Below are 26,130 nucleotides of genomic sequence, written 5' to 3' on the forward strand. Positions count from 1 at the left end.
CTATATTGGTTAAGCGCTTAAGTTCCAATGGAGGAGATTGACATGCCCACCAACAGCCGTGCCTGGTGGCACGAGGCAGTTGTCTACCAGATCTACGTGCGTTCCTTCGCCGACGCCGACGGCGACGGTCTCGGGGACCTCGCGGGTATCCGCTCGCGCCTCGACCATCTCGAGAGCCTCGGGGTCGACGTCATCTGGCTCACGCCCTTCTACCCCTCGCCCATGGCGGACAACGGGTACGACGTCAGTGACTACGAGGCGGTGGACCCGCGCTTCGGTTCCGAGGAGGACCTCGACGATCTCATCGCCGACATCCACCGCCGTGGTATGAAGGTGATCATCGATGTGGTCCTCAACCACACGTCGATCGACCATCCATGGTTCGTGGAGTCGCGCAGCACGCGCTCGTCGTCTCGACGCGACTGGTACATCTGGCGGCCCCCGAGGGACGGGGTGGAACCGGGCACGCCCGGCGCGGAGCCGACGAACTGGCTCGGCTTCTTCGCCCAGCCGACGTGGACGTACGACGAGGAGAGCGGTGAGTACTACCTTCACCTCTTCACCCCGGAGCAGCCCGACCTCAACTGGGAGAACGAAGATGTTCGCCAAGCGCTCTACGCGATGCTGCGCCACTGGCTCGCCCGCGGCGTCGACGGGTTCCGCCTCGATGTCATCAACCTCATCTCCAAGAGGTATCCGCTGCAGGACGTGCCGACGCCGCACTCGAGCCACTACGGTGATGCCTCCTCGCAGTACACCTGCGGGCCACGGATGCTCGAGTTCCTCGACGAGCTGCGGGACCAGGTGTTCGACACCGCCGAGAAGCCCCTGCTCACGGTGGGCGAGATGCCGGGGGCGACCGTCGAGGACGGGCTCGCCGTCACCGGCGGTGAGCGCCCCCGCCTCAGCATGATCTTCACGTTCGAGCACATGGACGTCGATCACGCGCCCGGCTGGGGCGGACGGTACGAGCCGAGGGCCTTCGACCTGCTCGCGCTGAAATCGACCATGGCACGCTGGCAGGAAGGACTGGGCCGTTCCGGGTGGAACAGTCTCTACTTCGGCAACCACGACCAGGCCCGCGTCGCCTCCCGCTTCGGTTCCCGGTCGCCGGCGCACGCGGTCGCCTCGGCGAAGATGCTCGCCACGGTTCTCCACATGCACCGTGGGACGCCATACGTCTACCAGGGCGACGAGATCGGCATGCGCAACTACCCGTTCGCGAGCATCGAGCAGTTCGCCGACATCGATGCGCACAACTCGTGGGCGTACGGCCGGGCACTGGGTGTCCCGCCGGAACGGCTCCTTGCGGGCCTGCGCCAGAACGGCCGCGACAACGCTCGCACGCCCATGCAGTGGGACGCGTCGGAGCACGGGGGATTCACCACCGGTACTCCGTGGCTGCCGCTCAACCCGAACACCTCCGAGGTCAACGTCGAGGCACAGATCGACGACGCGGACTCGGTCCTCGCCCACTACCGACGCCTCATCGAGCTGCGTCACAGCAGTGACATCGTAGTCTTCGGTGACTACCGCCTCCTCGCCCGCGACCACGAGTACCTGTACGCCTTCGAGCGGACGCTCGGCGACGAGCGATGGATCGTAGTCGCGAACTTCTCCGACGAGGAGCTCGATGTCGCTGCGGCTCTCGGCGGCGCCGTCGGTGCCGCCGAGCTGATACTCGGAACTCACCACGAGCCGCCCGAGGGTGCGGTCCTGCAGCGGCTGCGCCCCTGGGAGGCCCAGATCTGCCGTGTGCTCGAGGGGAGTGAGCAGTGATGGCATCGACCCCCTCGGCATCGGTGAGCAAGAGGCTCGTCCTGGTCGCGGTGACCGCAGCGCTGGGCTTCTTCCTCTTCGGCTACGACACGGCCGTCATCAACGGGGCTATCGACGCGCTCGCCGACCACTACGGCCTCGGCAGTGGCCTCAAGGGCTTCGCGGTCTCCTCTGCCCTGCTCGGTTGCGTCATCGGCGCGTGGTTCGCTGGCCCGCTGTCGAACCGCGTCGGCCGGGTGCCAGTCATGCTCACCTCGTCCGTCCTCTTCCTCCTGTCGGCGATAGGTACTGGCCTCGCGTTCGGCGTCACCGATCTCGTCGTGTGGCGGGTCGTCGGCGGGCTCGGAGTCGGCGCCGCCTCCGTCATCGCCCCCACCTACATCGCCGAGATCTCTCCAGCACACATGCGCGGGCGCCTCGTCTCGGTGCAGGGCCTCGCGGGTGTCACCGGCATCGCGGTCTCGCTCTTCGTCGATGCCGGCCTGGCGTGGCAGGCCGGCGGTGCCGCGAACCCCCTCTGGTTCGACCTGCCCGCGTGGCGGTGGATGTTCATCGCCGAGGCGGTTCCGGCCATCGCCTACGGCGTCGCCGCACTGAGGGTGCCGGAGTCACCGCGATACCTCGTCGGCCTCGGGCGCGACGCGGACGCCGAGCACGTGCTGAGGACCTGCACGGGCCTGGCCGACCCACGCGCGAAGATCGAGGAGATCCGTGGCTCGCTGCAGACGGACCGCCGCGCATCGCTACGCGATCTCGCGGGTCGGGCGTTCGGGCTCAAGCCGATCGTGTGGGTAGGCATCCTCGTCGCGGCCGCCCAGCAGTTCGTCGGTATCAACGTCATCTTCTACTACTCGACCGCCCTCTGGCGCTCGGTCGGATTCGGTGAGTCGAACGCACTGCTCATCACCGCGATCACCTCCCTCATCAACATTGGCGCGACGGTGCTCTCGCTCCTGCTCATCGACAAGGTTGGCAGGCGCCTGCTCATGCTCTCCGGGTCACTCGGCATGGCGGTGACCCTCGGGGTCATGGCACTCGCGTTCTCGCAGGCGATCACCACCGTCGCTGGTGAAGTCCTGCTGCCGGGTGTCTGGGGTGTGGTCGCCCTCGTCAGCGCCAACCTGTTCGTCGCCTTCTTCGGTGCGACCTGGGGCTCGGTCATGTGGGTGCTGCTCGGCGAGATGTTCCCCAACCGAATCCGTGCCGTGGCGATGGCCGTCTCGACCGCCGTGAACTGGCTGTCGAACTTCGCCATCTCGACCACCTTCCCCGTGATGGCGGCGATCTCGTTGACCGGCTCGTACAGTTTCTACGCACTCAGCGCCCTCGCGTCGTTCTTCCTCGTGAAGCACTTCGTCAAGGAGACGGCGGGCATCGAGCTCGAGGACATGGACAGTCAGCTCCGACACACGTCTGCCCCGGATCACGGCAATCAGTAGCCGGGCGAACCCCACCGCACCGATCGGTGTGCTACGTCGGTCCATGACCGACGGAGCACACCTGTGGCCGTTCGGGTGAGGGCATTCCGTGAGCGAAATCGGTTCGAGGGCGCGGCGGGGCTGATCTAGGCTGTCCGGGCGCCCGACCCTGTCGGGCCAGTGCCCCCGGCCAGGAAGGACTGGCGTACCTCTCGCCGGGTCGTGGGGCGCGTGGCTTCGGGCGCCTCCCGCACCCATGGTGCAGAGCTGCCTGTGGAAGCAGGATTCTGGGTCTGCGGCGCTGCCAGGGGTGGGCTGGCGGGGGCGGTCGCTGGGTCGTCCACGGGCGTGGCCTGCCGGCGCCGGGAGCGGCGCTGAGGGTCGCCGAGGCACCGGCGGGTGGCTGAGGGGCGGAACTTGGCAGGGCCGGCGGCGCCGTCTCCGCGGAGTCACTGCTTGAAGTGGTGGTGTCGGTGGGACCACAGCCCACCAGGAGCGCGGCAGCCAGCACAGCTGTCGCGGCGATGCGCCGTTGCGTCACTGAGCCCCCCGTCGTGACTGACTTCTATGTTTCCTCGGACTGCTTGACGTCGGCCCCTGCGCGCAGCGTTTCCTTGAGTTCGTCGCGCAGGATGAGCCACGTGGACCCGATCTTGTAGGCGGGGATGACGCCTTCCTTCAGCCACTTGTAGACCCCGGGCTTGGTCATCCCGAGGATGTCGGCCACGTCCTGCACACTGAGCTTCTCCGAGCGGCCTTCGAACAGCGCGTCGAGGTACTTCTTGGGGACTCGTGATCCGTGCGGATCAGTGGGCTCCCGGCTTGCGGGACACCAGGGAGTTCGCCGCCTGGGCCGACGGCTCCCTCACCTGAAGTTGCCTCATATGCTCCGGTGCGGGGTAGTTTTGCCCGAACGGGAAACGGCCAAACTGCTCCTCGCCGATCACATACCCCTCGGCACGGGCACGATCAAGGAGGGCGAGTGCTTCTTCGGGGGTCGGGTACTTGCCGCTGAAGGAGGAGCCGGCGGGAAGGTAGGGCTCGAAGATTCGATTCTTGGGACGCAGCCACATTCGCCCGGGCTTGGAGCGGTCCCGCAGTGCGTGGGCGCGCCACGTGATGACCGGGTGAGTCACCGAGAGGTTGACGAGGTGAATCCATAGCCCCTTTTCGGTTGCGGCGCGATCGGCGAGCTCATGCACGTTGACGTGCGCGTTGAGGTACTTACCTCCAGAAAGGAGCGCCATCGTTCCCGGGGCCCCCTCGGGTACGTGGGCGTAACCGTAGTTGTCGGCCGTGTATTCCTGGGCACGAGAGAGGGCGTTGCCGAGGATCGGCATGCGCATCATGAAGTTCGAAAACAGCAGGCGGAAATACGAGGTGTGGCCGGCGGCGTGGTGGCCCACTTCGTGGGCGATCACAAAGCGAAGAGCCTCGGGGTCGCGGACTTTGCCGCCCACCTCGAAGAGGTCGGAATAGACACACACGAAGCGCCTATAACCATGGCCGGCGGCAAACGCGTTAATCATGCCGTTGCCTGAAAGGACATAGGCGTCCGGGACGCGACGCATGCCGAATTGCTCGGCGGCTTCCGCCACCATGCGGTAGCCCTCGGGGAACTGCGTGGGGCTCATGCGCACGCCGGAGGCTCGAAGCTGCGCGTACATGAGCGCGCGGGCGATCCACAGCACCCACGGGATCAACATGAAGGCAACGAACAGCTGGATCCCGATGGAGATGGGGCTGTAGGGGTTCGAGAGTCCACCGTCTGCCGACTCTCCCTCGAAAGCGGGCTGGATGCTCGACCATTTTCCCGTCGCCACCATGTAAATGATGAATACGACGGCACCGAGCCAGGCGACCAGGAGAAGGCACGTGATGAGAACTCCCACGGCAAAGAGCGGGATGTCCCACGGATGACGAAGGGAAAGGTCACCCAGGAGCCCGTGACGGGTCGAGCCGTTAAAGAGGCCCGGCTTTCCCGCAGGTTTCTTGTGTTCGCTTTTGGGCGTGGGCGGGTCTTGAGGTTCGAATTCGGTCATAACTCCACCGTAACAACAGCGACCTACCATTCTTTAGAGAACTTCAGGCCGCGCGAGATCCTTACGAAAGCACGAGGGTGGGACGCCGCCTTCGCGACGCCCCACCCTTCAGAATTTTGGCGCTCAGGCCACGGGGGTGATGAGGCCCTTCGTCTGAGAAGTCGCGCGCGAGAAACGCTCGGCGACATCCGCCCAGTCGACGATATTCCAGAAAGCCTTCACGTAGTCAGCCTTGACGTTCTGGTAGTCGAGGTAGAAGGCGTGCTCCCACATGTCAAGCAGGAGAAGCGGAACGGTCGCAGCAGCGAGGTTGCCCTGGTGATCGTAGAGCTGCTCGATGATGAGCTTCTGGCCAAGCGAATCCCACGCAAGGATCGCCCAGCCGGAGCCCTGGATGCCGAGGGCCGCGGCGGTGAACTGCGCGCGAAGGCCATCGAACGAGCCGAAGAATTCCTCAACGGCCTGGGCGAGCTCACCCTCGGGCTTGTCGCCGCCCTCGGGCGAAAGGTTCTCCCAGAAGATCGTGTGGTTCACGTGACCAGCAAGGTTGAACGCGAGGTTCTTCTGAAGCTGGTTGATCGTGCCGAAATCATCCTTGTCTCGCGCCTCGGCGAGCTTCTCGAGCGCCTGGTTGGCGCCGTTGACGTAGGTCTGATGGTGCTTGTCGTGGTGCAGCTCCATGATGCGGCCCGAGATCGAGGGCTCGAGAGCGGCGTAGTCGTATCCGAGATCGGGAAGAGTGTATTCAGCCATGGTGGCCACCTTTCTTCGACGCTGACGTGCGGGGCATGCGCAAAGCACATACGCACAGGTGAAACCCTATCGAGTCCCTTTGGGTGTTCAGTGTGAACTCGGGTTTACGATAGAGGGCGTGAGTTCTACAACGACGAAACCAGCAAGCGACCGCATCATCTGGGTGGATTGCGAAATGACGGGCCTCGATAAGGCAAACGATGCACTTATCGAAGTCGCCGTTCTCGTGACCGACGGGGATCTCGAAATCCTCGGCGAAGGGGTGGATGTCGTCATCAAACCCCCGGCAGGCGCGCTCGAGTCCATGGACGATTTCGTGCGAAACATGCACACGACTTCGGGGCTTCTCGAGGAGCTCGAAGGCGGTATCACACTCGCCGAGGCGGAAAAGGCATGCCTCGCTTACGTCAAAGAGCACTGCCCCGAGCCGGGCAAGGCACCGCTCGCGGGCAACTCGGTGGGCACGGACCGCGCCTTCATCGACCGCGACCTCCCGGAGTTCGCCCAGTTCATGAGCTACCGCACGATCGACGTCTCGAGCCTCAAGGAGCTTGCGAAACGCTGGTTCCCGCGCGTCTTCTTCAACACTCCAGAAAAGCACGGCGGCCACCGCGCGCTCGCCGATATCCGCGAGTCGATCCAGGAACTCAAGTACTACCGCGAAGTTCTGTTCGTCAAGGAGCCCGGCCCCACGAGTGACGAGGCCAAGACCGCCTCAAAGAAGTTCGAGATCGCGCCCGAGTAACAGCGCTCAGCGCACCCACCACTAACACAGGAGTTTTGACAATGACGACACCCCTCCTCCTCGATTCGACGCACACGAATCCCGAGCACGACGCGTGGCTTGAGGAGGTGGGTTGCGCGCTCCTCGAGTGGGGCGCGGCCTCGCGCACCGAGCACGGTTTCGGCTGGCTCGATTCGAACGACGAGCTCGATCCCACTCACGATCTCGAGTTGTGGATCAATTGCCGCATGACGCACTGCTTCGCGCTTGCAAGCATTCGCGGCACCGAGGCGTCGCGCGACGATTATGCGGCGCTCGCCGCGCATGGCTTGAAGGCGCTTATGGGCGCCTTCCGCGATGAGGAGCACGGCGGTTTCTTCTCGATCATCTCGCGTGAGAGCGGCAAGCCTGTCGATGATTCCAAGCAGGCCTACGCCCATGCCTTCGTTGTGCTTGCAGCTTCAAGCCTGGTAGAAGCAAAAGTTCCCGGCGCTAAGGAGCTTCTCGACACCGCCCTCGAGGCGCATGCGCGATTCTTCGAACCCGAGCACGGAATGTTTGCCGACACCTACTCCCGCGATTTTTCCGAGTGCGAAAACTACCGCGGGATCAATGCCAATATGCACAGTGTCGAGGGACTCCTCGCCGCCTCGGCAGCGACAGGCCGCCTCGAGCTTTTCGAGCGCGCAGCGGCCATCGTCGAGCGGGCCCTCGCCTTTGCCAAGGGCAACGCCTGGTTCCTCCCCGAGCACTTCACACCCGCGTGGGAACCTCGCCCCGACTACAACCGTGACGAACCCGCGCATCCGTTCCGCCCTTATGGCGCCACGATTGGCCACTCGTTCGAGTGGGCGCGCCTCGCACTGCACACCGCTGCGGGTTTCGAGGATCAGTTTTCCGACGCCTCCCGAGCATCCGAGCGTGCCTCCGCTTTGCGCGAGGGTGCCCTCGCCCTCGCCGAGAAGGCGTGCGCAACCTGGGGAATCGATGGCGATGGCGGCTTCCCGTACACGGTTGATTGGGACGGACAACCTGTTGTGCACGAGCGCATGCACTGGGTGGTGGCTGAGGCCATCGGCGCGGCCGCGGTGCTGTTCCGCACAAGCGGCGATCCCGTGTGGCAGGAGCGCTACGAGGCGTGGTGGGAGTGGGCGAAGAACACCACGATCATTCCCGGCAAACTCGGCAGCTGGATCCACGAACTTTCCGCCACTGGAGAGCTCAGCGAGACGACCTGGAAGGGGCAACCGGACATCTACCACGCCTATCAGGTGACGCTCATTCCGCGCCTTCCCGCGTGGCCGCCCCTCGCACACGCCGTCGCTACGGAAGAAAGCTCTCGATAAACCGCGCGTTCGACCCCTCGAGCCTTCGCTGCATCACCTCGAAGGCTTGAGGGTTCGAGTCGATCGCGAGGAACCGTCGGCCCAATTTATGCGCGACCGAAGCGGTCGTACCCGAGCCAGCGAAGAAATCGAGCACCCAGTCGCCCTCGCGACTGCTCGCCTGCACGATTCGTCTGAGGATCCCCTCCGGCTTTTGGGTCGCATAGCCCGTTTTCTCGCGACCCGTGGGCGAGACGATCGTGTGCCACCACACGTCGGTAGGAAGCTTTCCCCGTTCAGCTTTCTCCTTCGTGACGAGGCCGGGCGCCATATACGGTTCCCGATCAACGCCCTCGGAGTCGAAGTAGTACTTCTTCGGGTCCTTGACATACACGAGGATCGTGTCGTGCTTTGATGGCCAGCGCTTTTTCGTGCGTGCCCCGTAGTCATAGCTCCAGATGATCTCGTTGAGGAAACTTTCGCGGCCAAAGAGCGCATCGAGCAGGACTTTCGCGTAGTGCGCCTCGCGGTAGTCGAGGTGGAGGTACAGCGTTCCCGTGGTGGTGAGCACGCGGCGTGCTTCAACGAGTCTCGGCTCGAGGAACTCCCAGTAGTCCTCGAACGCGTCGTCGTAACCGTAAAGGGCGCCCTTGATGCTCGTGTAACTGCGCCCTTTGAAACCGACTCGCGAGCCCTCGGTGCCATCGGCCGCGCGCACGGTCTGGAGGGACTGGCGCTGTTGGCGCCTTCCCGTGTTGAACGGCGGGTCGATGTAGATGAGCTGGATCGACTCGCCCGGGAGAGTGCGGAGTACCTCGAGGTTGTCCGCGAGCACAACGCTCGAGGCAGCGCCCTCTCCCACGAGGGCCTTCGTGTCGCTCATGTGTCCTCATTTCGCGAGTGCCGGGTGTGCGCACGTAAAGAAAAGAGCCCCTCGCTCGAGGGGCTCTTTAGCGGGGTGATCGACGGGATTTGAACCCGCGACCGCCTGGACCACAACCAGGAGCTCTACCAACTGAGCTACGACCACCATTGTGCGGGGTCTCCCGCAACGAATGACTACTCTACCGGGCCGCCACTGCTCGGCGCGAATCAAACAGCCCTGAAAGGGATGTGAGTCTCACCGCATGCGAGAAAGCGGGGCGAGGGCGCGGAACGTGCGGATCGCCGCCTCGGCCGCGGCGTAGCCGGCGTCCTCGCTCGCGCCTTCCACTCCCGACCGAGCGACGGCTTGCTCGCGGGTATTGACCGTGAGCACCCCGTTTCCCACCGGAGTCGACTCGTCGAGCGCCACGCGCGAAAGGCCCTCCGTCGCGGCCGCGGAAATGTACTCAAAGTGTGGGGTCTCGCCGCGAATGACAACGCCGAGGGCCACCACGACGTCGCACGTGCGAGCGAGAGCCTGTGCCGCGACGGGGAGTTCAAACGATCCGGGCACGCGCACTTCCGTCACCGCACAGCCTGCATCTGCGGCCGCGCGGCGCGCACCGTCAAGCAGCGCATCCATGATTTCCGTGTGCCAGCTCGCCGCGGCAATGCCGATCGTCGCGGGGCCCACATCACTCGTGCCAAGTGCTGCCGAAGGGGTTCCGTATCCAGCCATGCCTACTCCTTGGGTGTCGTGATCGAAGATTCGAGATTGAGGCGGTGCGCCATTTTCTCGCGTTTGGTTTCAAGGTAGCGCCTGTTCGCTTCGCGCGGGGCGATCTCGCTCGGCACGATCTCGGCGACCTCGATGCCGAGGCTCGCAAGCGCGCCGTCTTTTTCGGGGTTATTCGTCATGAGCCGCACGCGCTCGAATCCGAGCGCACGCAGAATGTTTGCCGCATCGTCGTAGCGGCGCGCGTCGACGGGCAGGCCGAGGTGAACATTCGCCTCAACCGTGTCGTCGCCAAGATCCTGCAGGTGGTAGGCGCGAATCTTCTCGAACAGGCCGATGCCTCGCCCTTCGTGACCACGCATGTAGATCACGGCCCCGCCCTCGCGCTGGATCGCTTCGAGCGCTCCTTCCAGTTGCTCACCGCAATCGCACCGGTACGAGCCGAAAATATCGCCCGTCGCGCACTCGGAGTGCACGCGCACGAGGGGAGGCTGGGAAGCGTCGGACCCCTCCCCCGGCCATGCGGAGCCGCGTGCGAGCAGGCTCATGTGCTCACCATCGTGGCCTCGCCATGCACGCACCTCGAACGTGCCGTGGGGTGTAGGCAGGTCAATCGGTGCGGTTCCGGTCACCCCGCCTTCGGGCGTGCGCGTTTCACTCACCGGTCCGCCCCTCGCGCGTCGCGCTCCTCGAGATATGCCGTGAGCTGCTCGATCGTGATAATCCCGAGTCCATGCTCACGCGCGAAATCCGCGAGAGCTTCCGCGTGCATCATCGATCCGTCGTCGTACACAACCTCGCCGATGAGCCCCACGGGGGTCAGGCCCGCCAGCCGCGTGAGTTCAACAGCGGCCTCGGTGTGTCCGGGGCGCTCGCGCACACCGCCGTCTCTCGCGATAAGGGGAAGGACATGACCTGGGCGAATGAGTTCCGCCGCCCCGCCGGTCGCGAGCGTGCGCGCCGTGATCGCGCGATCAACCGCGGAAATACCCGTCGCCTCAACCGCGCGCGCATCGCAGCTAATCGTGTAGGCGGTGCGCAGCGGATCCTCGCTGTTCGGAACCATAAGCGGAAGCTCAAGGGCAGCGGCGCGCTCGGCAGTCATGGGCGCACACAGGTACCCGGAGCTGTGCCGCACAAAGAAACCGACCTTCTCGGGGCTCGCGAGCTCGGCGGCCATGATGAGGTCGCCTTCGTTTTCGCGGTTCTCGTCGTCGAGCACCACGAGGATCTCGCCGCGCGCGAGCAGGTCAAGCGCCTCCTCCATCGGGGTCAGGTCAATCGCAAAGCTCATTTCGTTCGCTCCTCACGTGCGGCGCGAACGGCCACGAGCCGTGCCGTGTATTTGGCGATCACGTCGGTTTCGACGTTCACTCGGGTTCCGACGGTTGCCTCGCCGAGCGTCGTCGCCTCGAGCGTCTCGGGGATGAGGGCCACCTCGACGAACGCGGGGCTCTCCCCCGGCGTATTCACGGCCGTGACGGTGAGCGAAACACCATCGAGGGTGATCGAGCCCTTTTCGGCGACTTGCTCTTCAAGGGTGTCGGGGATCTCGATGCGCATGCGCCGCCACGTTCCCTCATCGTCGATGCGGGCAACAGCTCCCACTCCGTCGACGTGCCCCTGCACGATGTGGCCGTCGAGGCGAGCGCCGACCTCGGTGCAGCGCTCGAGATTCACGCGGGTTCCAACGGCGAGATCGCCGAGGCTCGTGCGCGCGAGGGTCTCCCCCATGGCGATCGCGGTGAAGCGAGCCGTCTCGCCCTGGATTTCGGGCGCCTCGATCGCCGTCAGGCACACCCCGTTCACGGCGAGAGATCCGCCCAACTCGAGGCCGTCGAGCAGAGGCGCCGGCGCCTCGAGCGTGAGGCGTGCCGTGTCGTCCGCACCTTTCTCGAGCCCCGTAACGGTGCCTTTCGCGCTGATAATTCCGGTAAACATTGGTCACTCGCCTTTCGTGGGAGTTTGCTGCCGCGCGCGCGGGATCGCGTGGAAGAGAAGATCCGAACCGCTCACATGGAGTGTTTCGGGAACGATGTCGAAGTCGAGCCGGTTCTCGAGGGTTCCGATGCCGAGCCCCGTGACCGCAGGTGTGCCCGCACCGAGCAAAGTTGGGGCCTCGTGGATCCAGAGGTCGTCGACGAGATCGAGCGTGAGCGCCGCGGAGATTAAACGCGGGCCACCTTCGAGAAGCAGGTGCTCAACCCCGTGTTCGGCGCGCAGGTTTTCGAACACGGCGCGGATATCTCGCGTGCGATAAAGAAGCGGGCGTGCGTGTTCAGGGCCGTGTGTGGCTTTCGCGAGCCGCGAGTGTGGCTCGAGCGGGCGCTCGCCAATCACGACTCGCCGCGGTTGGCGTTGAGCGAGCGTGCCGTGCGCATCGCGTGCCGTTAGTGCGGGGTCGTCGGCGAGGGCCGTGCCCGTGCCCACCGCGATCGCATCCACCACGCTTCGGAGCGCGTGCCCCTCGGTGCGAGCACCCTCCCCCGTGATCCACGCATTCGTTCCATCGGCGGCAGCGACGAAACCATCGAGCGTCTGCGCAATTTTCGCGGTCACAAACGGACGTGCTTCGCGCGTGGCGAGGAACCAGCGGCGGTTCAGCTCGATTGCGCGCGCGGTGAGGTCCCCTCCGACGCTAGCCGGCAGTGCATCGCTCCACAGGCGAGTGTCGATGCCGGCGCTACAAAGAATGGCACTACCGTTCGCGGCGATGTCGTGCGGGTCTTGAACGGCGTAGAGCACACGCGCAACGCCCGCGTCGATAAGAGTGCGCGCGCACGAGGGCGTACGGCCCGCGTGGGCACACGGCTCGAGAGTCACGATGCAGGTCGCGCCGTGCACATCGAGGCCACGTTCCCGGGCGACCGCGAGGGCATCTGCTTCGGCATGCGGGGTTCGGGCGCCTCGGTGGAAGCCTGTGGCAAGGAGTTCCCCGGAGGGGCTGAGGAGCGCTGCGCCGACGCGCGGATTGGCACCGAGGGGTCCGCGCCGCGCCTGTTCGAGTGCGCGCTCACACGCCTCACGCAGGGCGCTTTCGCGCGCGGCGTCGTGAGGGTGTTGACTCATGCCCATGGTCCTCGCCTCCCGCATCGCTCATCTCGATCGATGGTCCGGGAGAAGGGAAAACTGCGAGAGCACGGCGCGTAAAAGCGGCATGCTTCGCCCGCATGAACCTCCCATCCAGACTGTACTGTCGGCACCGGAATTCCACCGGTCAGGCCCAAGGCGCGGCTCACGGAGTGAAACGTGCCCGGGTTAGCGGGCTTTCACCGCCAGTTCGGAATTGCACCGAGTTCCCGGAACATGCACCACCAGTTTAGCGCGCATGCGGGAGGGAACGACAAAACCCCCGCTCTTCCGAGCGAGGGTTTCCGTGTCGTGCGCCATCAGGGATTCGAACCCCGGCCCCACTGATTAAGGTGTTCTCCCACCCGAGTAGTTTTCCTCCGTGTAATTGGCCGTGTGCATATCCTTCGCGAGCGGGATCGACGCGCACTGGCGGAGCCGAAGCCCCTTCGATGGCGTCAACAAAGCGGTCGCAGGCCGGATGAGTCGAGGAGCCGCTCTCTCCCCTACATCGAGGGGAACCCCCATGTTTTCCGCTCCTTCATCATCACGGATCATGACGAGGTCGAAGGTGACTGAATTGCCGAGCTACAAAGACTCCCTGAGCCCTCCTCCATCGCGCAGAACCCGTACACCACAGCCGGACGCGGCGTTGTAGGTGAGCTCTTCAGCCGCGGCCGTAGCTGCGCAGCCGCAATAATCGCGGAGGAGTCTGTTGCGACCTCTCAAGACACCAAGAAAATCATCACTTCCATTCCGCCTGCCCGCAGCGCCTGCTAAATTGCACCAATATGGAACGCATCAGCTTTGGTTGGGACTACACTAGCTGGCCGATATTTAGCAGCAAAACCGGCAGCGATCCGTATCCAGACATCCGCTCCCAAATATCTCCCGATCTCGCCAATGCTCTCGCGCAGTGGGCTGAAGAGATGTGCGAAGCGTACGCGGATGAGACTGGTCTCGTCCGACCAACGCCGTCAACAGCCGCCAAACTCGATAGCAAATTCGATGAGCTAACTTCTCGACTTCTCGCTGAAGGAATCGACGTTGAGCAAGACGCTCGTTGGTGGCATTCGTAACCACTGAGTGGATGTCAATGCAGCCGGCCTACGACCTACGTGGGTTCAATGCAGGCCGCATGTTGCCGTACCTTTGCGAGGGCAAGCGCTGCGGGTAGGGGTATGTGCGCCGCGTTCCCAAGGGGCAGTTTTGGCATGCGCGCGGAAATAAACGCGCAGGGGAACAATCATGCTCAAACGCAAGTGCCCACAGCGGTATAGGCGAATGGACACCAGGACCAGTCGTTTCACAAAGCGTCTGGGACGCTTTAAATCCGGTGGCACCAAAAATCAAATGGCACTACAGCACAACGCGGGTCAATCCACATACGGCAAAGCCATAGGAGCTACGAAGAGACAGTTCAATTCGTTGGCGGCCCTGGGTCGAAGCGCAAGATGTCTCCTGGTTCGCACTCGAGCGCCTCACACAGAGCCGCCAACGTGGAGAACCTAATGGCCCGAGCATGACCATTTTTTAGGACACTTAGATTTGTCGGAGAAATATCTACACGCTCCGACAATTGCTTAACCGTCATTTTCCTCTGGACTAGCAAAATGTCTAAATCGACTCTGATGGCCATCAGACTAAGCCCTGCATCTCAGTCTGCAGAGCAAGATAGGAACGCGCGGAGGATCTCAGGGCGAGGGCGAAGCAGACCGACGCTACGCCGACAATTATATTCGCTGCCAGAAGAAGAACAATCCCTGGTCCCCCCACCTGCACGACTGCAAGAAGATGAAGCAGCACTAAAGCTGGAATTCCGAATACTCCACAGAAAAGGACACCTATACCCAGCAGAAAATCTGGAGTTGGCAGTGGCAGTAGATGCTTTGCACGCAGTTCCCGCACGAGGAAAAAAGTAATGACAAGCACGCACTCGAGGCAGAAGAGAGCTGCTATTCCCGCAAGCGCGTAGGGAAGAGTGAGAGACTCGGTCTCCGCGTACGCCCCTCCGAAGGCCTCGGCTAGCTCGGGAAGAAGGATCTGGAGCAGGAGGCAGCCTAGGAGCAGTGCTAAGAGTGCGCCTTCACTGGCGCGACCAACCAATCGTGACATGTAACGATTATCGGTACTTAAGTAACGATAGTCAATATGTATCCGAGAGCGAACAGCCTCAAGACTTGAATGAACTGGTCACCGTGGGCGGCGTTGTCGGGTGTGGTCACGGGTGGCCAGGAAGGAACACTCGGCCACCCGCACTCACGGTTTTCGTGTGGTCGAGGTCGGCGGTTGTACGGGCATAGAGGGGCCCTTCGGTGTCCCCATCGCCTCTTCTGCGACGGCCTTGCTTCGCTATATAGCAGTGAAGCCCCCGCTCACGGAGCGAGGGCTTCTGTTGTGCGCCATCAGGGACTCGAACCCCGGACCCACTGATTAAGAGTCCCAAACCAGGCGACCTTATCGAGGTTGATTTCACCGGCGGCAGCGGATGACCGCCTGAGTGACGCTACACCTTTGACGATATATATCTTGGGCAATATGGTGATGGCACGACGTGGACACTGCACTGCAGCATGGAAGTGTCCGAGTGGTACGCAAAACTCAGTCCCACAGACAAAGGGAACTTCTGCACGATTAGGTGACAATGGTGGTGTCAGGCTGCGAGGCTCACGGCCTGGTTCATGATGGTCTCGTATTCGATGGGGGCAGTCGGCCCAGTCGCGTTTGTCGGCGGCGCGGGTGGTACGTTCTCTCGATCCAGGTGCCGATTGCGATGCGGAGTTCTTCGCGGGTCCGCCACCGCTTGCGGTCCGGAACGTTTTTCTGCAGGAGTGCGAAGAAGGAGTCCATCGCTGCGTTGTCGCCGGCCGCACCAACTTTGCCCATCCACCCGATGAGGTGGTGGCGGTTCAGGGCGTGCACGAAGCTTCGCGCTCGGAACTGGAATCCTCGGTCCGCGTGCACGATGCACCCAGCAGCATCGGAACGGCGCGATACCGCGTTGTTCAGGGCGTTCACCGCGAGACGGGCCTTCATCCGGCCGCTGATCGAGTAGCCCACGATCCTCCCGAAGAACTCGTCTTTGATCGCGCACAGGTAGAGCTTGCCCTCGTCGGTCCAGTGCTCGGTGATGTCGGTCAGCCAGAGCTCGTTGACGTCACCTGCGGTGAAGTCCCGCTGGACGAGATCGTCGTGCACGCTCGGGCCTGGGCGTTTCCTGTTCTTACCGCGCTTCTTCCCGAACACGGGCCACCACTGGTTATCTCGGCAGATCCGCCACGCGGTTTTCTCGCACATCACTTCGCCCGCGGCGCGGGCCTCCCCTCCCCTACTAGGAATCTGGATCCGAACTCGGGATCGTCCCGGTGGGCGTCGAACAGAGCGTTTGCCCGGTAGGCCTCGGTCAGCTCGGAGGCGGTGACCTGCCGGTTTCGCCAGCGGTAGTAGGGCTGGCGGGAGAGGTTCAGGACCCGCAAGGACACCGCGACGGGGATCCCGTCAGCGGCGAGCTCGCTCACGAGCGGTTAGAACCATTTCCCGGCAAATTCGTCTGGGACAGGTAGGCGGCCGCTCGACGGAGGACCTCGTTCTCCTGCTCCAGCACCCGGTTGCGGCGACGGAGATCGCGCAGTTCCGTCGAGTCCTCACGGGTCCTCCCGGGGCGGTTGCCGTCATCGATATCGGCCTGGCGGATCCATTTATGGAGCGCCATCTCGTGGATTCCGAAGTCCTTCGCGATCTGCGCGAGCGTGACGCCCTCCTCACGGGACCGGGCCACCCGTACGACGTCATCGCGGAACTCTCGAGGGTAGGGAGCGGGCATAGGGCACATCGTTCCAGGCCGCCCTGCGGGCAAGCCAGATCAGATGTCACCTTTCCGCGCAGCAGTCCCTCCTGATTGCTTTTCAAATCGCGCTTAAACTCCTGCGCCCAGGAAGAGCCTGGTGCATACGTTGTTGGGAGGTGCTCGTGCGTCGGCTACATCTGCCTGTTGATGGGTGCGCTGCCGAATGTGATCGCATCGGCAGCGCACCCGCCGCGGGGGCGTTTTCAGCCGCCCGAGGCCCTAGGAGTCGACCCGGTTGGGCTCTGCCGCAGTGCGCGTGCTGCGGTTCGGTCCGCGTTCTGCCTCTCGTGGCGGCGACGGCTGTGAGTGTGCACTGCGTGCCTTGAACACGAAGCCCCCGGTCGCGACAAGGACTGCGAGTGCCCCAATGCTGGACCAAATAGCATGCGTCTGTTGAGTGAAGGCATCACTTACTGCGATGGAACTCGATACGCCTAAGCATATGCCGAATAGCGCACCGATTAACCGGTCTTTCATCATGGCGGTTCCTATCTCTCGGGCCGTCGTGTTAGGGAAGGCGCATGCACGGAACGCAGACATTGGGGGCGCCAAACTTTGAACAGCATGCTCGCAACGCGGGACCGCATGAAGCGAAGGCGCACGCTAGGCAGAGGGCGATACCGGCGCCGGTGGGAGATGAGGCGCATGGTGCCGCGCATGTAGCGCATCCTGCTGCTCGCTCCAGACACTGCATGACGTTCTTTGACTGGCAGGATCCACTCACCTGATAGTTCGTCTTCGCGCAACCGCCACAAGGATCTTTCTTTGATGCTCTCGCTGTGTGAGCATCGTACGTGGCAGCTAATTGGGCAGCTGGGATTGGCTTTTCCGCGCGACCATTGACACTTGCGGCTGAAAGGGAGAGAGCGTCGTTTTCCTGGTCATACCTATATATTTCGACGCCGACTCCGGTGGAGCCGTCTTCGGCGGTCTCTTTTGTATAAACGAGGAACCGAGAGTCGGGAAGCTGGAGGGCTGCGACGGACCGGTGGGAGCCGTCGCTGAAGCTTGTCCGGGCGAACTCCGATTGCATTGCTTCGGGCGCATCGGGACGCTGCCCGGCCTCGGTGGCCTCCTTACCACGTAATCCCTTCTGAGCGATGGCTGTGCTCCGCGGGAGACTCGTTGCCAGGTCGAGGTCAAGTGCGGCGAGGGCAGCTCTTGTGTTGCTATCTTCCGAAAGCTCTTGCATCAGCTCGTCGATGCTGGGCTGGTCGAGACCACTAGTCTTGGACTTTAGCGGCTTCGGCTCGAGGGCATGCGCCACCCCTGAGCCAACCCGTGTATGGATGGTTGCAATGGTAGCGACGGCCGCGAGCCCGGCTGCGCTTTGAAGCGCGGCGCGCCTACTGAAGAACCGTCGCTCCGCATGAGGAGTAGTAAATGCTAGATGTTCATTATTGCGGTGAACTCCGATAATTCGGGCCAACAGAAGGGACGTAGTCGGGCCAAAGCGGCGGGCCATGAGAGCAACAAGCCGCGGGCCTGAGTATACCTTTGGGGTAGTACGATTGAACGTGATCGCCACGGGGATGTGTGGCGGGTTTGGGCCGAAGTGGTTGATTCGGATCTGTTCGACCTCTGGGTCGGAAAGAGGTCGTGCGAGGAGTTTGCCGTTGGTTTCCTGCTCCAGTGAGTGAGAGATGGCGCTACATTCCCCGCACCCTGAATCAAAGGCGATGTGGGTTTTCGAATAGTCCAGTGAGTCCTGCGTCATTACTGTACTCCTGTGGCTTTTTCGGAACGCACCGGTTGGTCACCCCTGAGTCAAACTAGCAGCCGACTCTAGTGTGGTCAAGATCTCAAGTGAGCTTCCTCTGAACTCCGGGCCAGTTCTAAGGACCAAGCATGGGGAGTTGGTCAAACGTGTTGCTCTCGGAGATCGGTTTGGATTTCGTGAACAAACGAGGTGTGTAGTCGGGCGGCGATAGCCCTTTGTGGAGGCGCATACCGCCGAGGCTATTTCCCGACTAACCTGGCCGCGATGACGTCGTCCGTGTCGCCCTGAACCGTGAGCACGGCACCCACCTGAAGGACATCGCCGAGGACTTCGGCACCAGCTTCTCCTGCCTGACGAACTGGGTCCGCCAGGCCGAGGCCGAGGCCGGCAACAAGTCCGGCACCACGAAAGCCGAAGCCGAAGAACTCCGCGCCGCATCCCCACGCCCCCAGATGCCCATGAGCACCACTGAAACGTGGCAACCGAGCCACCCGCGACACCACGAGCCCACGCATCCTGCATCAGCACATGGTCAAAACCGTCGCCGTCATCAGCACGCGACAGCTCCGAAAACCGTGTCACCGCCTCAACTCCAGGCCCCACCTGACGAGACCCAACCCCCATCACGTCCTCAACCGCAGCCCGATCAAGATTCGTCGCGACACTCGTAATCACGTAACCGAGAGGGTTATCCATCGCCAGCAACCGCGCCGCGAAAACCCCTAAATCACCGCCACCGCAGCCAGCCACAACCAAGACCGCTTCGCTCACGCAGTCCCCACTGCATTCGAGCGTCGAAGACTTAGCTGAAAGCACTTCACCGATGAGCTCCACGAACTCAGGACCTGCTTCGCCGTGCCAGCCGTCTTCGGCTAGCCCGCCCAAGATTCCCCGAAACCTCGCTTGGTCAGTCATCGCGCTACCGCCTACTGCGCCGAGCCCTCGTCGGACTCACGCGCTTGCTCGGCAGCTTCACCCCATCGGCGAAGCATTTGGCCGCGAACGTTAATTTTTTCGTCAGTCGCGGCTCGTAAGGACAATGCGACTTCGTCCCAGGTCGCAGGCCGAACGGAACGCCTTTGGTCCATTGCCCAGTCATAAAGTCCGGGGTAGCCCTTTTGTGTGAGCAGGATGTCTGCAATTCGAGCACTAGTAGTCATAAGGACAGCGGACTACTATTTTTAGTAATCTCGCACCATCTTAAATACAAATTGGTAACGATGCAGTTAGCGCCCACCCTGAGGGTATGTTGACACTGAATCAGGTAGGAATCATAAAGCAAACGGTAGACGAACGAATTTCTGCGGCCACTCGCGCACTGGTAGCACTCCACGGCATGAGGAACGCCGACCTAGCAGATGTGCTTGGCATCGGGCAGAACTCTGTGTTTATGAAGTTGCGCGGCGACTCACCTTGGAAGGCGGCTGAGGTGGCACTGGTGGCGGAATACTTCGGTGTGCCGATCTCTATCATTTTCGATGGGATGGCTGCCGTTAACAATGAAGAAGCCCCCGCTCGAGGAGCGAGGGCTTCTGTTGTGCGCCATCAGGGACTCGAACCCCGGACCCACTGATTAAGAGTCAGTTGCTCTAACCAACTGAGCTAATGGCGCCTAACGAAGAAATACTCTACGCCGCACCTTGCCACTTGCGCCAATCGAGCCTGGATTTTTATGCCGAAGCACACATTCAGTGCCGCCACTTAGACTGTGGCAGTGAGTCGTAGCCGAACCATAAGGAGCTGAGCGGTGAGGATCGCAGTCACGGGTGCCACGGGAGTCCTTGGGCAGCAGGCTGTCGAGGCTCTCGTCGCGGCCGGGCACGAAGTCACGGGTGTCACGCGTCGCGAGCGCGGCCTTCCCATTGTCGAGGGGCGCGGCGCCCACGGCGTCATCGCCGATGTCTTCTCCGCAAGCGACCTCGAGCGCACCTTTCGCGGCCACGACGTCGTGATCAATACCCTTGCGAAGATCCCCACGGGAATGGGCGCACTTCGCCCCTTCGCCTGGCGCGAGGACGACCGCCTTCACCTTGAAGCCTCCGCAGCAATCGCCACAGCCGCCGCGCGTGCGGGGGTCGGCAAACTCATTCAAGAATCCTCGATGTTCATGTACCCCGACAACGGAAGCAAGTGGATCAGCGAGGAGCATCCGCTGGCTGTTAAGAATCCCGCGTTCAAGCCGCGCGTGCGCGAAATGCGCGCCGCCGTCAACTTCGCGGAAAATGGACGCAGCGCCGTCATCCTCCGCCTCGGGCAGCTGTACGGCCGCGACCCCGGCACAACCTACGCCCTTCGCAAGACTCGTGAGGGCGAGGCAGTTCTCCTTGGCAAGCCGAGCGACTACCTCACTCTCGTGCACCACATCGACGCCGGCCGAGCCTTCCTCGCGGCCCTCGATGCCCGTTCCGGTTTCTACAACGTGGGCGGCGAACCCATCACGCGTGCACGGTGGGCGAAGGACCTCGGTCGTGAGGCGCGCGCGGGCATGGATGCGAAGTTCTTTCCCGCTGCAACCCAGGCCGTGCTGCCCGCGAAAATGGACGTGCAGCGTCGCTCGCTGCGGGTCTCGTCAATTCGCTTCATGCGGGAGACGGGCTGGCGCCCCACGATCGGGCCGTCGAGTCTCGGTTGGTCGCGCATGTAGCGCGTTGCCGCTCGACGACACATGACACCTGTCACGTCAATCACGTGACAGCTCCCGATAGCGAGAAATTCATGCCTGAAAAAGACTTAAGGCATGAACGAAGTAGCAGTGGAGATCACGGGGCTCCGTAAACAATTCCCCTCGGTGCTTGCCGTCAACGACATCGACCTCACGGTCGAGCGCGGCGAGATTCTTGCGTTTCTCGGGCCGAACGGCGCGGGAAAAACCACAACGCTCGACATGGTGCTCGGTCTTTCGCAACCCTCGTCGGGGCGCATCCGGGTATGTGGCACCACGCCACGCGAAGCGATCAAGGCCGGGAAAGTCTCCGCGCTTTTGCAGACGGGCGGACTCATTGCCGACATCACGGTGGGAGAAACCGTCGATTACATCGCCTCGACCTTTCCGAAGCCCACGATGGGCCGGCGTGCTCTAGAGCTCGCAGGCATCACGGATCTCGCAGATCGCAAAGTCAAAGCGTGTTCAGGCGGCGAGCAGCAACGCCTCAAGTTCGCACTCGCGCTCCTGCCTGATCCCGAGGTGCTCATCCTCGATGAGCCAACGGCTGGCATGGACGTCACGGCTCGCCGCGCTTTTTGGGATCGAATGCAGGCCGAGGCAACCTCCGGACGCACGGTCATTTTTGCCACCCACTACCTCGAAGAGGCCGAGCAGTTTGCGCGGCGCGTCGTTTTCATCTCCGAGGGTTCGATCGTGGCCGACGGCCCCACGGACCAGATTCGCGATCTCACCGGCGCGCGCGAAGTGCGTGTGCGCGCGAACAATCCCGAAACTGTCATGGCCGCCCTTCGCGAGCGCTTCCCGAGCCAGCGCGTAGAGATCGCTGGTTCGAGTGTGGCGACCGTCAGCACCGAAAGCGACAACGTCGCTCGGTTCCTGCTCGCCATGGACGGCGTAAGTGCACTCGAAATCTCACATCCCTCCCTCGAAGACTCCTTTGTTCGCCTCACGAAAGATCGGAAGGTCAGCTAATGTTTGCGATCGAACTCAAGCGCCAATTCAGGGATCTCGTCAATCTCTTCTTCATCGTGGGGCTGCCGGTCATCATTTACATCGCGATCGGGACTACAAACGACTTTGCCGACATCAACTTCGGCGACGGCAACATTGCCATGTCGATCATGATTGCCCTCGCCGCGTATGGCGCCGCAAGCGCGACAACCGGCATTGCCACGCAGGCCGGCGTTGAAAAAATCCGGGGTTGGGGCAGGCAGCTCGGACTCACGCCGCTGAGCGACGCACGCTACATCGCGGTCAAGGTGGGAGTTGGAAGCATCATCGCTCTCCTCCCGCTCGTGATCGTGTATGCGATCGGCGCCCTCACCAAAGCGGAGGCCCCACTCGAGGATTGGATCCTCTCGTTCCTCATCCTTTTTGTGGGCTCAATGATGTTCGGATTTTACGGATTGATTTTCGCGTTCGCCATGCGAAGCGAGGGCGCTGCCAACGCTTCGACCGGCCTTCTCGTGCTGTTCGGCTTCCTCGGGAATCTCTTCATCCCCCTCAGCGGCACGCTTCTCCAGATCGGCCGGTTCACGCCGCTTTACGGGTATGCGATGCTCGCCAAATACCCCGTGGTCCATGGGAAAATGTATTCCACCGGCGCGGACTTTTACGAGGACCCGCTGTGGTACGGGCTTGTGAACATGGCGGTGTGGCTCGTGATCTTCGTAGTCCTCGCCCTCGTGCTCGCCCGGAAGACTCGCGAAAGGCAGTAATGCTCGACAAAACGGAACAAGGAGCCACCGACGCACGCAGGCGCACAATCGCGTATGCAATGTCGCTCGTGTGGCTCCTTTTCCTCACCTTCCCGCTGATCACGGCAAGTCAGGGAGGGGTTCCGACGCTTGCCGGCGCCGCCTCGATCCTCATCACACTCACGTTCGCTGCGCTCTATGCGGCGTCGATGGTTCGGCACTTTCGCGATCCGGATCGGATCACCGAGACGATCACCTCTAGAACAGTCGGCTTCATGACGCTCCTTGTAGCGCTGTGTGTCGCGCAGGTGTTCCTCATTGGCACCGATGCTCTCTGCCTCGTGGTGTTTCTTGTACCCGTGGCGGTCTTCCTCTTACCTCCGAAACCCGGTTATATCGCCGGTGCGTGCGTCGTCTTCGCAACCCTCGCCTATCCCCTCCTTGCGAGGGAGTTCTGGTCGCTCTCCTTCGGAATCATCGCCTCGGGCGTGTTCCTTGGCTGCGCGGGCTCGGTGTTCTTCACGAAGTCCGCCCTCGATGACTCGAGAGTGGCCTCGCAAGAGGCGGTGCTCGATGAGCGCGAGAGAGTCGCACGCGACATCCATGACGTTCTCGGGCACACCCTCACCGCGATTGCCCTCAAGTCCGAGCTCGCCGAGCGGCTCGTGGATAAGGATTCGGCCGCGGCGAAGCGCGAAATCGCCCTCATCACTCAACTCTCACGCGAGGGCATTGCCGATGTGCGCTCCACGGTGCTCGGTCTTCGCGTGCGTCAGCTTGGAGTCGAGCTCGAGCAAGCCCGCTCCGTCGTGCACGAAGCGGGGATCGATTTGACGGTCATTGGCGAGGCAGACGACGTTGACCCCCGTTACCGGATCCTTTTCGCGTGGGCTTTGCGCGAAGCCATGACGAACATCGTGCGTCACGCACACGCCTCCCACGCAAGCATCACCCTGCAGAACCACCGCATCGAAGTTCGCGACGATGGCGTAGGGTTCTCGGGCACGAGCGGGAACGGCCTGCGCGGCCTTCGCGAACGCGTCGAAGATGCCGGCGGATCACTCATCCTCACCGGCGGCAACGACGGAACGACAGTGCAGGTGCAGATGTGATCAAGGTTCTTATCGCGGACGACCAGGCGATGGTGCGCGGGGCACTCGCCGCCCTCCTGAGTCTCGAAGACGACATCAACGTAGTTGCCGAGGCCTCGAACGGCGAAGAGGCACTCGCGATCCTGCGCACCACGGACGTGGACGTGGCCCTCCTCGACATCGAGATGCCCAAACGCGACGGCATCGACGCGACCGCCGCGATCGCGCGTGAGGGTCTTGGGGCGCGCTGTCTCATTGTGACCACGTTCGGCCGTCCCGGATACCTGCGCCGTGCCCTCGACGCCGGCGCAAGCGGCTTCGTGGTGAAAGAAACCCCCGCCGATCAACTCGCCGATGCCGTGCGGAAAGTCCACGCTGGCCAGCGAGTCGTCGACCCGGCTCTCGCCACAGAATCCCTTTTCGAGGGGGCAAACCCCCTCACCGAACGCGAGCAAGAAATCCTGCGTATCGCCCGCGAAGGCGACAAAATCTCAAGCATCGCGAAGAGGGTTCACCTGAGCGAAGGAACCGTGCGAAACTACCTCTCTTCAGCGATCCACAAGACCGGCGCCGCGACGAGGGTCGCCGCCGCAAAGCGCGCCGAAGAACGCGGCTGGCTCTAAACGCCAGCTAACGTCGGCCCCACTCGCCGGGACTTAGCCGCGCGAGCGAGAGTTGACCTCGAACCGGTCGAGCATCTCCTCCGCCGCACGGAGCGCATGGTGGGAGTACGCACCCACGGAGCGCTCCTCCTCGAGGGCAAGCCTGAGCGCGTCGAGATACCGCGTGAAAAGCGCCCAGTAAATATCGCGCGTATCGCGCTCGAGGCGAAGCGCCTCCGTATTCGTGCGGTTGTTGAGCACCGCCATACGCCGCTCAAGTCGCGCAATGACGTGAGGCGGGACCGGCTCGCCGTCAATCAGCTGGTCGGCGAGGGGGCCTAGCTCGCGATTGACAGTCTCGAGCATGCTCCTCACAAGCATTTTCTCCTCGTGCCGGCGCTCATCAACGCCGGGAGCCGCAAGCCCCGTGGCCCGAATGACGAAAGGAAGAGTTCCTCCGAAAAGCAAGAGCGATGCCACGGCAACAAGGAAGGCCACGAGGATCACGGTTTCGCGATGCTGAACCAGTTGCCCACCCGCAACATACGGGAGAGTTTGGATCGCCGCGAGCGTCACAACTCCTCGCATCCCGGCCCACGCGAGGACGATTCCGCCCTTGGGCGAAATCTGCTCGGTAAGCGCATAGTCGATATCAGCTCGCGTGCGGTTGAGCCATCGCGAGCTTTCCGATTCCCAGTTCTCACCGAAGCGGATCCGCGCCCGCTGTTCTCCCTCGTCGGAAAGCCCACCCTTGAGCGTGCGGCCAAGGGCGCGCGCACGAGCCTCACGGTGGTTCGACATCCACACGACACACGCGACCCCAACGGCCCGCAAAACGATGAGCACAACGAGCACAACGGTTGCCATGAGCCACACGCTACCCATGCCACCACTTAACCGTGAATCGCTCACGAGCAGCGTGATTTGCATGCCCATGAGGAGGAACACCGCGTGCTCAAGCACATAGCTCACCGTCGCCCACGTCGACCTCACCATCGCTCGTTCCTCAGCGTTGAGAGAGCGAGGCGCAAGGTGAGACATCACCACCGAGGTCACGACAACCGCGATCACGCCAGAAGCATGCACCTGCTCGGCGGGAATGTACGACGCCCACGGACTCGCGAGGGTCGCGACGGTCACGAGGATCGGATCATCGAGCCTTCCGCGCGCCCAATTGATGAGCCTGCCCACCACGTATCCGATCGCGAGGCCACCTACCACGGCCCACAGGAAACCGATACTCGCTTCCACGAACGAGAAGCCGGCAGCGAGGGCCGCAACCGCCATCCGCATCGTCACGAGAGCCGCAGCGTCGTTAAAAAGGCTCTCCCCTTCAAGCAGGGTCATGATGCGATCGGGCAGGCCGAGCCTTCGGCCAATGCTCGTCGCCGCGACTGCATCGATCGGGGACACCGCCGCGCCAAGGGCGATCGCAAGCGGAAGCGAGATCTCACGAAAGAGAGCGTGAACCGTGATGCCCACGACCAGCGCCGGCACGATCACCATGACGATGCTGAGCCACGCTATCGGCTTCAGGTTCCTTCGAAGCTCGATCGCTGGAACGTTACGCCCCGAGGCGAAAAGAATCGGCGGAAGCACGCCGAGGAGAACCATCTCGTTCGTGAGTTCAACGTCGGGAATCCACGGGGTGAAGCTCGCGACGATCCCGAGCACGAGAAGGAGGAGCGGCGCCGCGATGCCGGTGCGGCGCGAGAAAAGTGCGGAGGCAACGAGGACGGTGAGCCCCACGAGCGCGAGGACGATGAGTTCCATTTATGGCTCTTTCCTCGTGCGCGCG

Annotated in this window: 24 protein-coding genes, 2 tRNA genes, 1 pseudogene and 1 riboswitch; of the genes and pseudogenes, 11 read left to right on the plus strand and 16 right to left on the minus strand. The window is 62.8% G+C overall.

All coding sequences use genetic code 11. From position 1 onward, the window contains the following. Positions 1 to 42: 42 nt before the first annotated feature. On the plus strand, positions 43 to 1,779 hold the full coding sequence (locus tag D8M36_RS02375; RefSeq protein WP_126846422.1) for a glycoside hydrolase family 13 protein: 1,737 nt from the start codon (positions 43 to 45) through the stop codon (positions 1,777 to 1,779). After that, positions 1,779 to 3,218, plus strand: a complete 1,440-nt coding sequence (locus tag D8M36_RS02380; RefSeq protein ID WP_126846424.1) for a sugar porter family MFS transporter — start codon at positions 1,779 to 1,781, stop codon at positions 3,216 to 3,218. Before D8M36_RS02375 ends, D8M36_RS02380 begins: the two co-directional genes overlap by 1 nt. A gap of 544 nt (positions 3,219 to 3,762) precedes the next feature. Here D8M36_RS02380 and D8M36_RS02385 read toward each other — a convergent pair. The 3 genes from D8M36_RS02385 to D8M36_RS02395 form a co-directional block, all read right to left on the minus strand. Then, complete coding sequence (locus D8M36_RS02385; RefSeq protein WP_238638348.1) at positions 3,763 to 3,933, minus strand: helix-turn-helix domain-containing protein; 171 nt, start codon at positions 3,931 to 3,933, stop codon at positions 3,763 to 3,765. A 70-nt stretch (positions 3,934 to 4,003) separates the two neighbouring features. Continuing rightward, positions 4,004 to 5,239, minus strand: a complete 1,236-nt coding sequence (locus D8M36_RS02390) for a M48 family metallopeptidase (protein ID WP_126846426.1) — start codon at positions 5,237 to 5,239, stop codon at positions 4,004 to 4,006. Positions 5,240 to 5,362: 123 nt separating this feature from the next. Next, positions 5,363 to 5,992: a superoxide dismutase gene (locus D8M36_RS02395; protein WP_055088467.1), complete on the minus strand. Its 630-nt coding sequence runs from the start codon at positions 5,990 to 5,992 to the stop codon at positions 5,363 to 5,365. A 175-nt stretch (positions 5,993 to 6,167) separates the two neighbouring features. On the opposite strand from D8M36_RS02395, the gene orn reads away from it, so the two are divergent. Then, positions 6,168 to 6,737, plus strand: a complete 570-nt coding sequence (gene orn / locus D8M36_RS02400; protein WP_126846657.1) for an oligoribonuclease — start codon at positions 6,168 to 6,170, stop codon at positions 6,735 to 6,737. Positions 6,738 to 6,778: 41 nt separating this feature from the next. Beyond that, on the plus strand, positions 6,779 to 8,062 hold the full coding sequence (locus D8M36_RS02405; RefSeq protein WP_126846428.1) for an AGE family epimerase/isomerase: 1,284 nt from the start codon (positions 6,779 to 6,781) through the stop codon (positions 8,060 to 8,062). On the opposite strand, the gene D8M36_RS02410 is transcribed toward D8M36_RS02405, so the two are convergent. The 7 genes from D8M36_RS02410 to ribD form a co-directional block, all read right to left on the minus strand. Continuing rightward, complete coding sequence (locus D8M36_RS02410; RefSeq protein WP_126846430.1) at positions 8,040 to 8,924, minus strand: DNA-methyltransferase; 885 nt, start codon at positions 8,922 to 8,924, stop codon at positions 8,040 to 8,042. The genes D8M36_RS02405 and D8M36_RS02410 overlap by 23 nt on opposite strands. Positions 8,925 to 8,998: 74 nt before the next feature. Next, positions 8,999 to 9,071 (minus strand) — tRNA-His (locus D8M36_RS02415). Positions 9,072 to 9,161: 90 nt separating this feature from the next. Next, on the minus strand, positions 9,162 to 9,644 hold the full coding sequence (ribH, locus tag D8M36_RS02420) for a 6,7-dimethyl-8-ribityllumazine synthase (protein ID WP_126846431.1): 483 nt from the start codon (positions 9,642 to 9,644) through the stop codon (positions 9,162 to 9,164). Positions 9,645 to 9,646: 2 nt separating this feature from the next. Next, on the minus strand, positions 9,647 to 10,303 hold the full coding sequence (locus D8M36_RS10265; protein WP_164497563.1) for a GTP cyclohydrolase II: 657 nt from the start codon (positions 10,301 to 10,303) through the stop codon (positions 9,647 to 9,649). Continuing rightward, positions 10,300 to 10,935 carry a 3,4-dihydroxy-2-butanone-4-phosphate synthase gene (ribB, locus tag D8M36_RS10270; protein ID WP_126846433.1) on the minus strand — a complete coding sequence of 212 codons (636 nt, stop codon included), beginning with the start codon at positions 10,933 to 10,935 and terminating at the stop codon, positions 10,300 to 10,302. The genes D8M36_RS10265 and ribB overlap by 4 nt, the downstream gene beginning before the upstream one ends. After that, complete coding sequence (locus D8M36_RS02435) at positions 10,932 to 11,582, minus strand: riboflavin synthase (protein WP_126846435.1); 651 nt, start codon at positions 11,580 to 11,582, stop codon at positions 10,932 to 10,934. The genes ribB and D8M36_RS02435 overlap by 4 nt, the downstream gene beginning before the upstream one ends. Before the next feature lie 3 nt (positions 11,583 to 11,585). Further along, entirely contained in the window at positions 11,586 to 12,710 is a 1,125-nt protein-coding gene (gene ribD / locus D8M36_RS02440) for a bifunctional diaminohydroxyphosphoribosylaminopyrimidine deaminase/5-amino-6-(5-phosphoribosylamino)uracil reductase RibD (protein ID WP_161970186.1), read from the minus strand. Between the two features lie 98 nt (positions 12,711 to 12,808). Next, a riboswitch (FMN riboswitch) is annotated at positions 12,809 to 12,952 on the minus strand. Positions 12,953 to 13,501: 549 nt separating this feature from the next. Here ribD and D8M36_RS02445 point away from each other — a divergent pair. Next, complete coding sequence (locus tag D8M36_RS02445; RefSeq protein WP_126846439.1) at positions 13,502 to 13,789, plus strand: hypothetical protein; 288 nt, start codon at positions 13,502 to 13,504, stop codon at positions 13,787 to 13,789. 341 nt (positions 13,790 to 14,130) lie between these two features. Here the strand turns inward: D8M36_RS02445 and D8M36_RS02450 are convergent, their stop codons facing one another. The 4 genes and pseudogenes from D8M36_RS02450 to D8M36_RS02465 all read right to left on the minus strand — a co-directional run bounded on the left by D8M36_RS02450 (position 14,131) and on the right by D8M36_RS02465 (position 18,768). Continuing rightward, a complete protein-coding gene (locus tag D8M36_RS02450; protein WP_126846441.1) occupies positions 14,131 to 14,349 on the minus strand; it encodes a helix-turn-helix domain-containing protein in 219 nt (72 codons plus the stop codon). After that, positions 14,349 to 14,825, minus strand: coding sequence for a hypothetical protein (locus tag D8M36_RS02455; protein ID WP_126846443.1), 477 nt, complete (start codon positions 14,823 to 14,825; stop codon positions 14,349 to 14,351). Before D8M36_RS02455 ends, D8M36_RS02450 begins: the two co-directional genes overlap by 1 nt. A gap of 538 nt (positions 14,826 to 15,363) precedes the next feature. Continuing rightward, positions 15,364 to 16,533 (minus strand): annotated as a pseudogene (locus D8M36_RS02460) (IS3 family transposase). 1,983 nt (positions 16,534 to 18,516) lie between these two features. Next, the gene (locus D8M36_RS02465) at positions 18,517 to 18,768 is read right to left on the minus strand and encodes a hypothetical protein (RefSeq protein ID WP_126846445.1); all 252 of its coding nucleotides are present in this window, start codon (positions 18,766 to 18,768) and stop codon (positions 18,517 to 18,519) included. 845 nt (positions 18,769 to 19,613) lie between these two features. On the opposite strand from D8M36_RS02465, the gene D8M36_RS02470 reads away from it, so the two are divergent. Further along, positions 19,614 to 19,850 carry a helix-turn-helix domain-containing protein gene (locus D8M36_RS02470; protein ID WP_161970187.1) on the plus strand — a complete coding sequence of 79 codons (237 nt, stop codon included), beginning with the start codon at positions 19,614 to 19,616 and terminating at the stop codon, positions 19,848 to 19,850. On the opposite strand, the gene D8M36_RS02475 is transcribed toward D8M36_RS02470, so the two are convergent. After that, positions 19,816 to 19,889 (minus strand) — tRNA-Lys (locus D8M36_RS02475). The genes D8M36_RS02470 and D8M36_RS02475 overlap by 35 nt on opposite strands. Before the next feature lie 135 nt (positions 19,890 to 20,024). On the opposite strand from D8M36_RS02475, the gene D8M36_RS02480 reads away from it, so the two are divergent. The 5 genes from D8M36_RS02480 (at position 20,025) to D8M36_RS02500 (ending at position 24,353) form a co-directional block, all read left to right on the plus strand. Beyond that, the gene (locus D8M36_RS02480) at positions 20,025 to 20,921 is read left to right on the plus strand and encodes an NAD-dependent epimerase/dehydratase family protein (protein WP_061211664.1); all 897 of its coding nucleotides are present in this window, start codon (positions 20,025 to 20,027) and stop codon (positions 20,919 to 20,921) included. A gap of 93 nt (positions 20,922 to 21,014) precedes the next feature. Further along, positions 21,015 to 21,914: an ABC transporter ATP-binding protein gene (locus D8M36_RS02485; protein WP_126846448.1), complete on the plus strand. Its 900-nt coding sequence runs from the start codon at positions 21,015 to 21,017 to the stop codon at positions 21,912 to 21,914. Next, on the plus strand, positions 21,914 to 22,660 hold the full coding sequence (locus D8M36_RS02490; RefSeq protein ID WP_126846450.1) for an ABC transporter permease: 747 nt from the start codon (positions 21,914 to 21,916) through the stop codon (positions 22,658 to 22,660). The genes D8M36_RS02485 and D8M36_RS02490 overlap by 1 nt, the downstream gene beginning before the upstream one ends. After that, positions 22,660 to 23,751 (plus strand): sensor histidine kinase, encoded by a 1,092-nt coding sequence (locus D8M36_RS02495; protein WP_126846452.1) that lies wholly within the window; start codon positions 22,660 to 22,662, stop codon positions 23,749 to 23,751. Before D8M36_RS02490 ends, D8M36_RS02495 begins: the two co-directional genes overlap by 1 nt. Continuing rightward, entirely contained in the window at positions 23,748 to 24,353 is a 606-nt protein-coding gene (locus D8M36_RS02500) for a response regulator transcription factor (protein ID WP_164497564.1), read from the plus strand. Before D8M36_RS02495 ends, D8M36_RS02500 begins: the two co-directional genes overlap by 4 nt. Positions 24,354 to 24,386: 33 nt before the next feature. Here D8M36_RS02500 and D8M36_RS02505 read toward each other — a convergent pair whose 3' ends face one another. Then, entirely contained in the window at positions 24,387 to 26,105 is a 1,719-nt protein-coding gene (locus D8M36_RS02505) for a cation:proton antiporter (RefSeq protein WP_126846454.1), read from the minus strand. Between the last annotated feature and the right edge of the window lie 25 nt (positions 26,106 to 26,130).

Origin of the sequence: Dermabacter sp. HSID17554, assembly GCF_003989295.1 — a bacterium.
GTDB classification, from domain to species: Bacteria; Actinomycetota; Actinomycetes; order Actinomycetales; family Dermabacteraceae; genus Dermabacter; species Dermabacter vaginalis.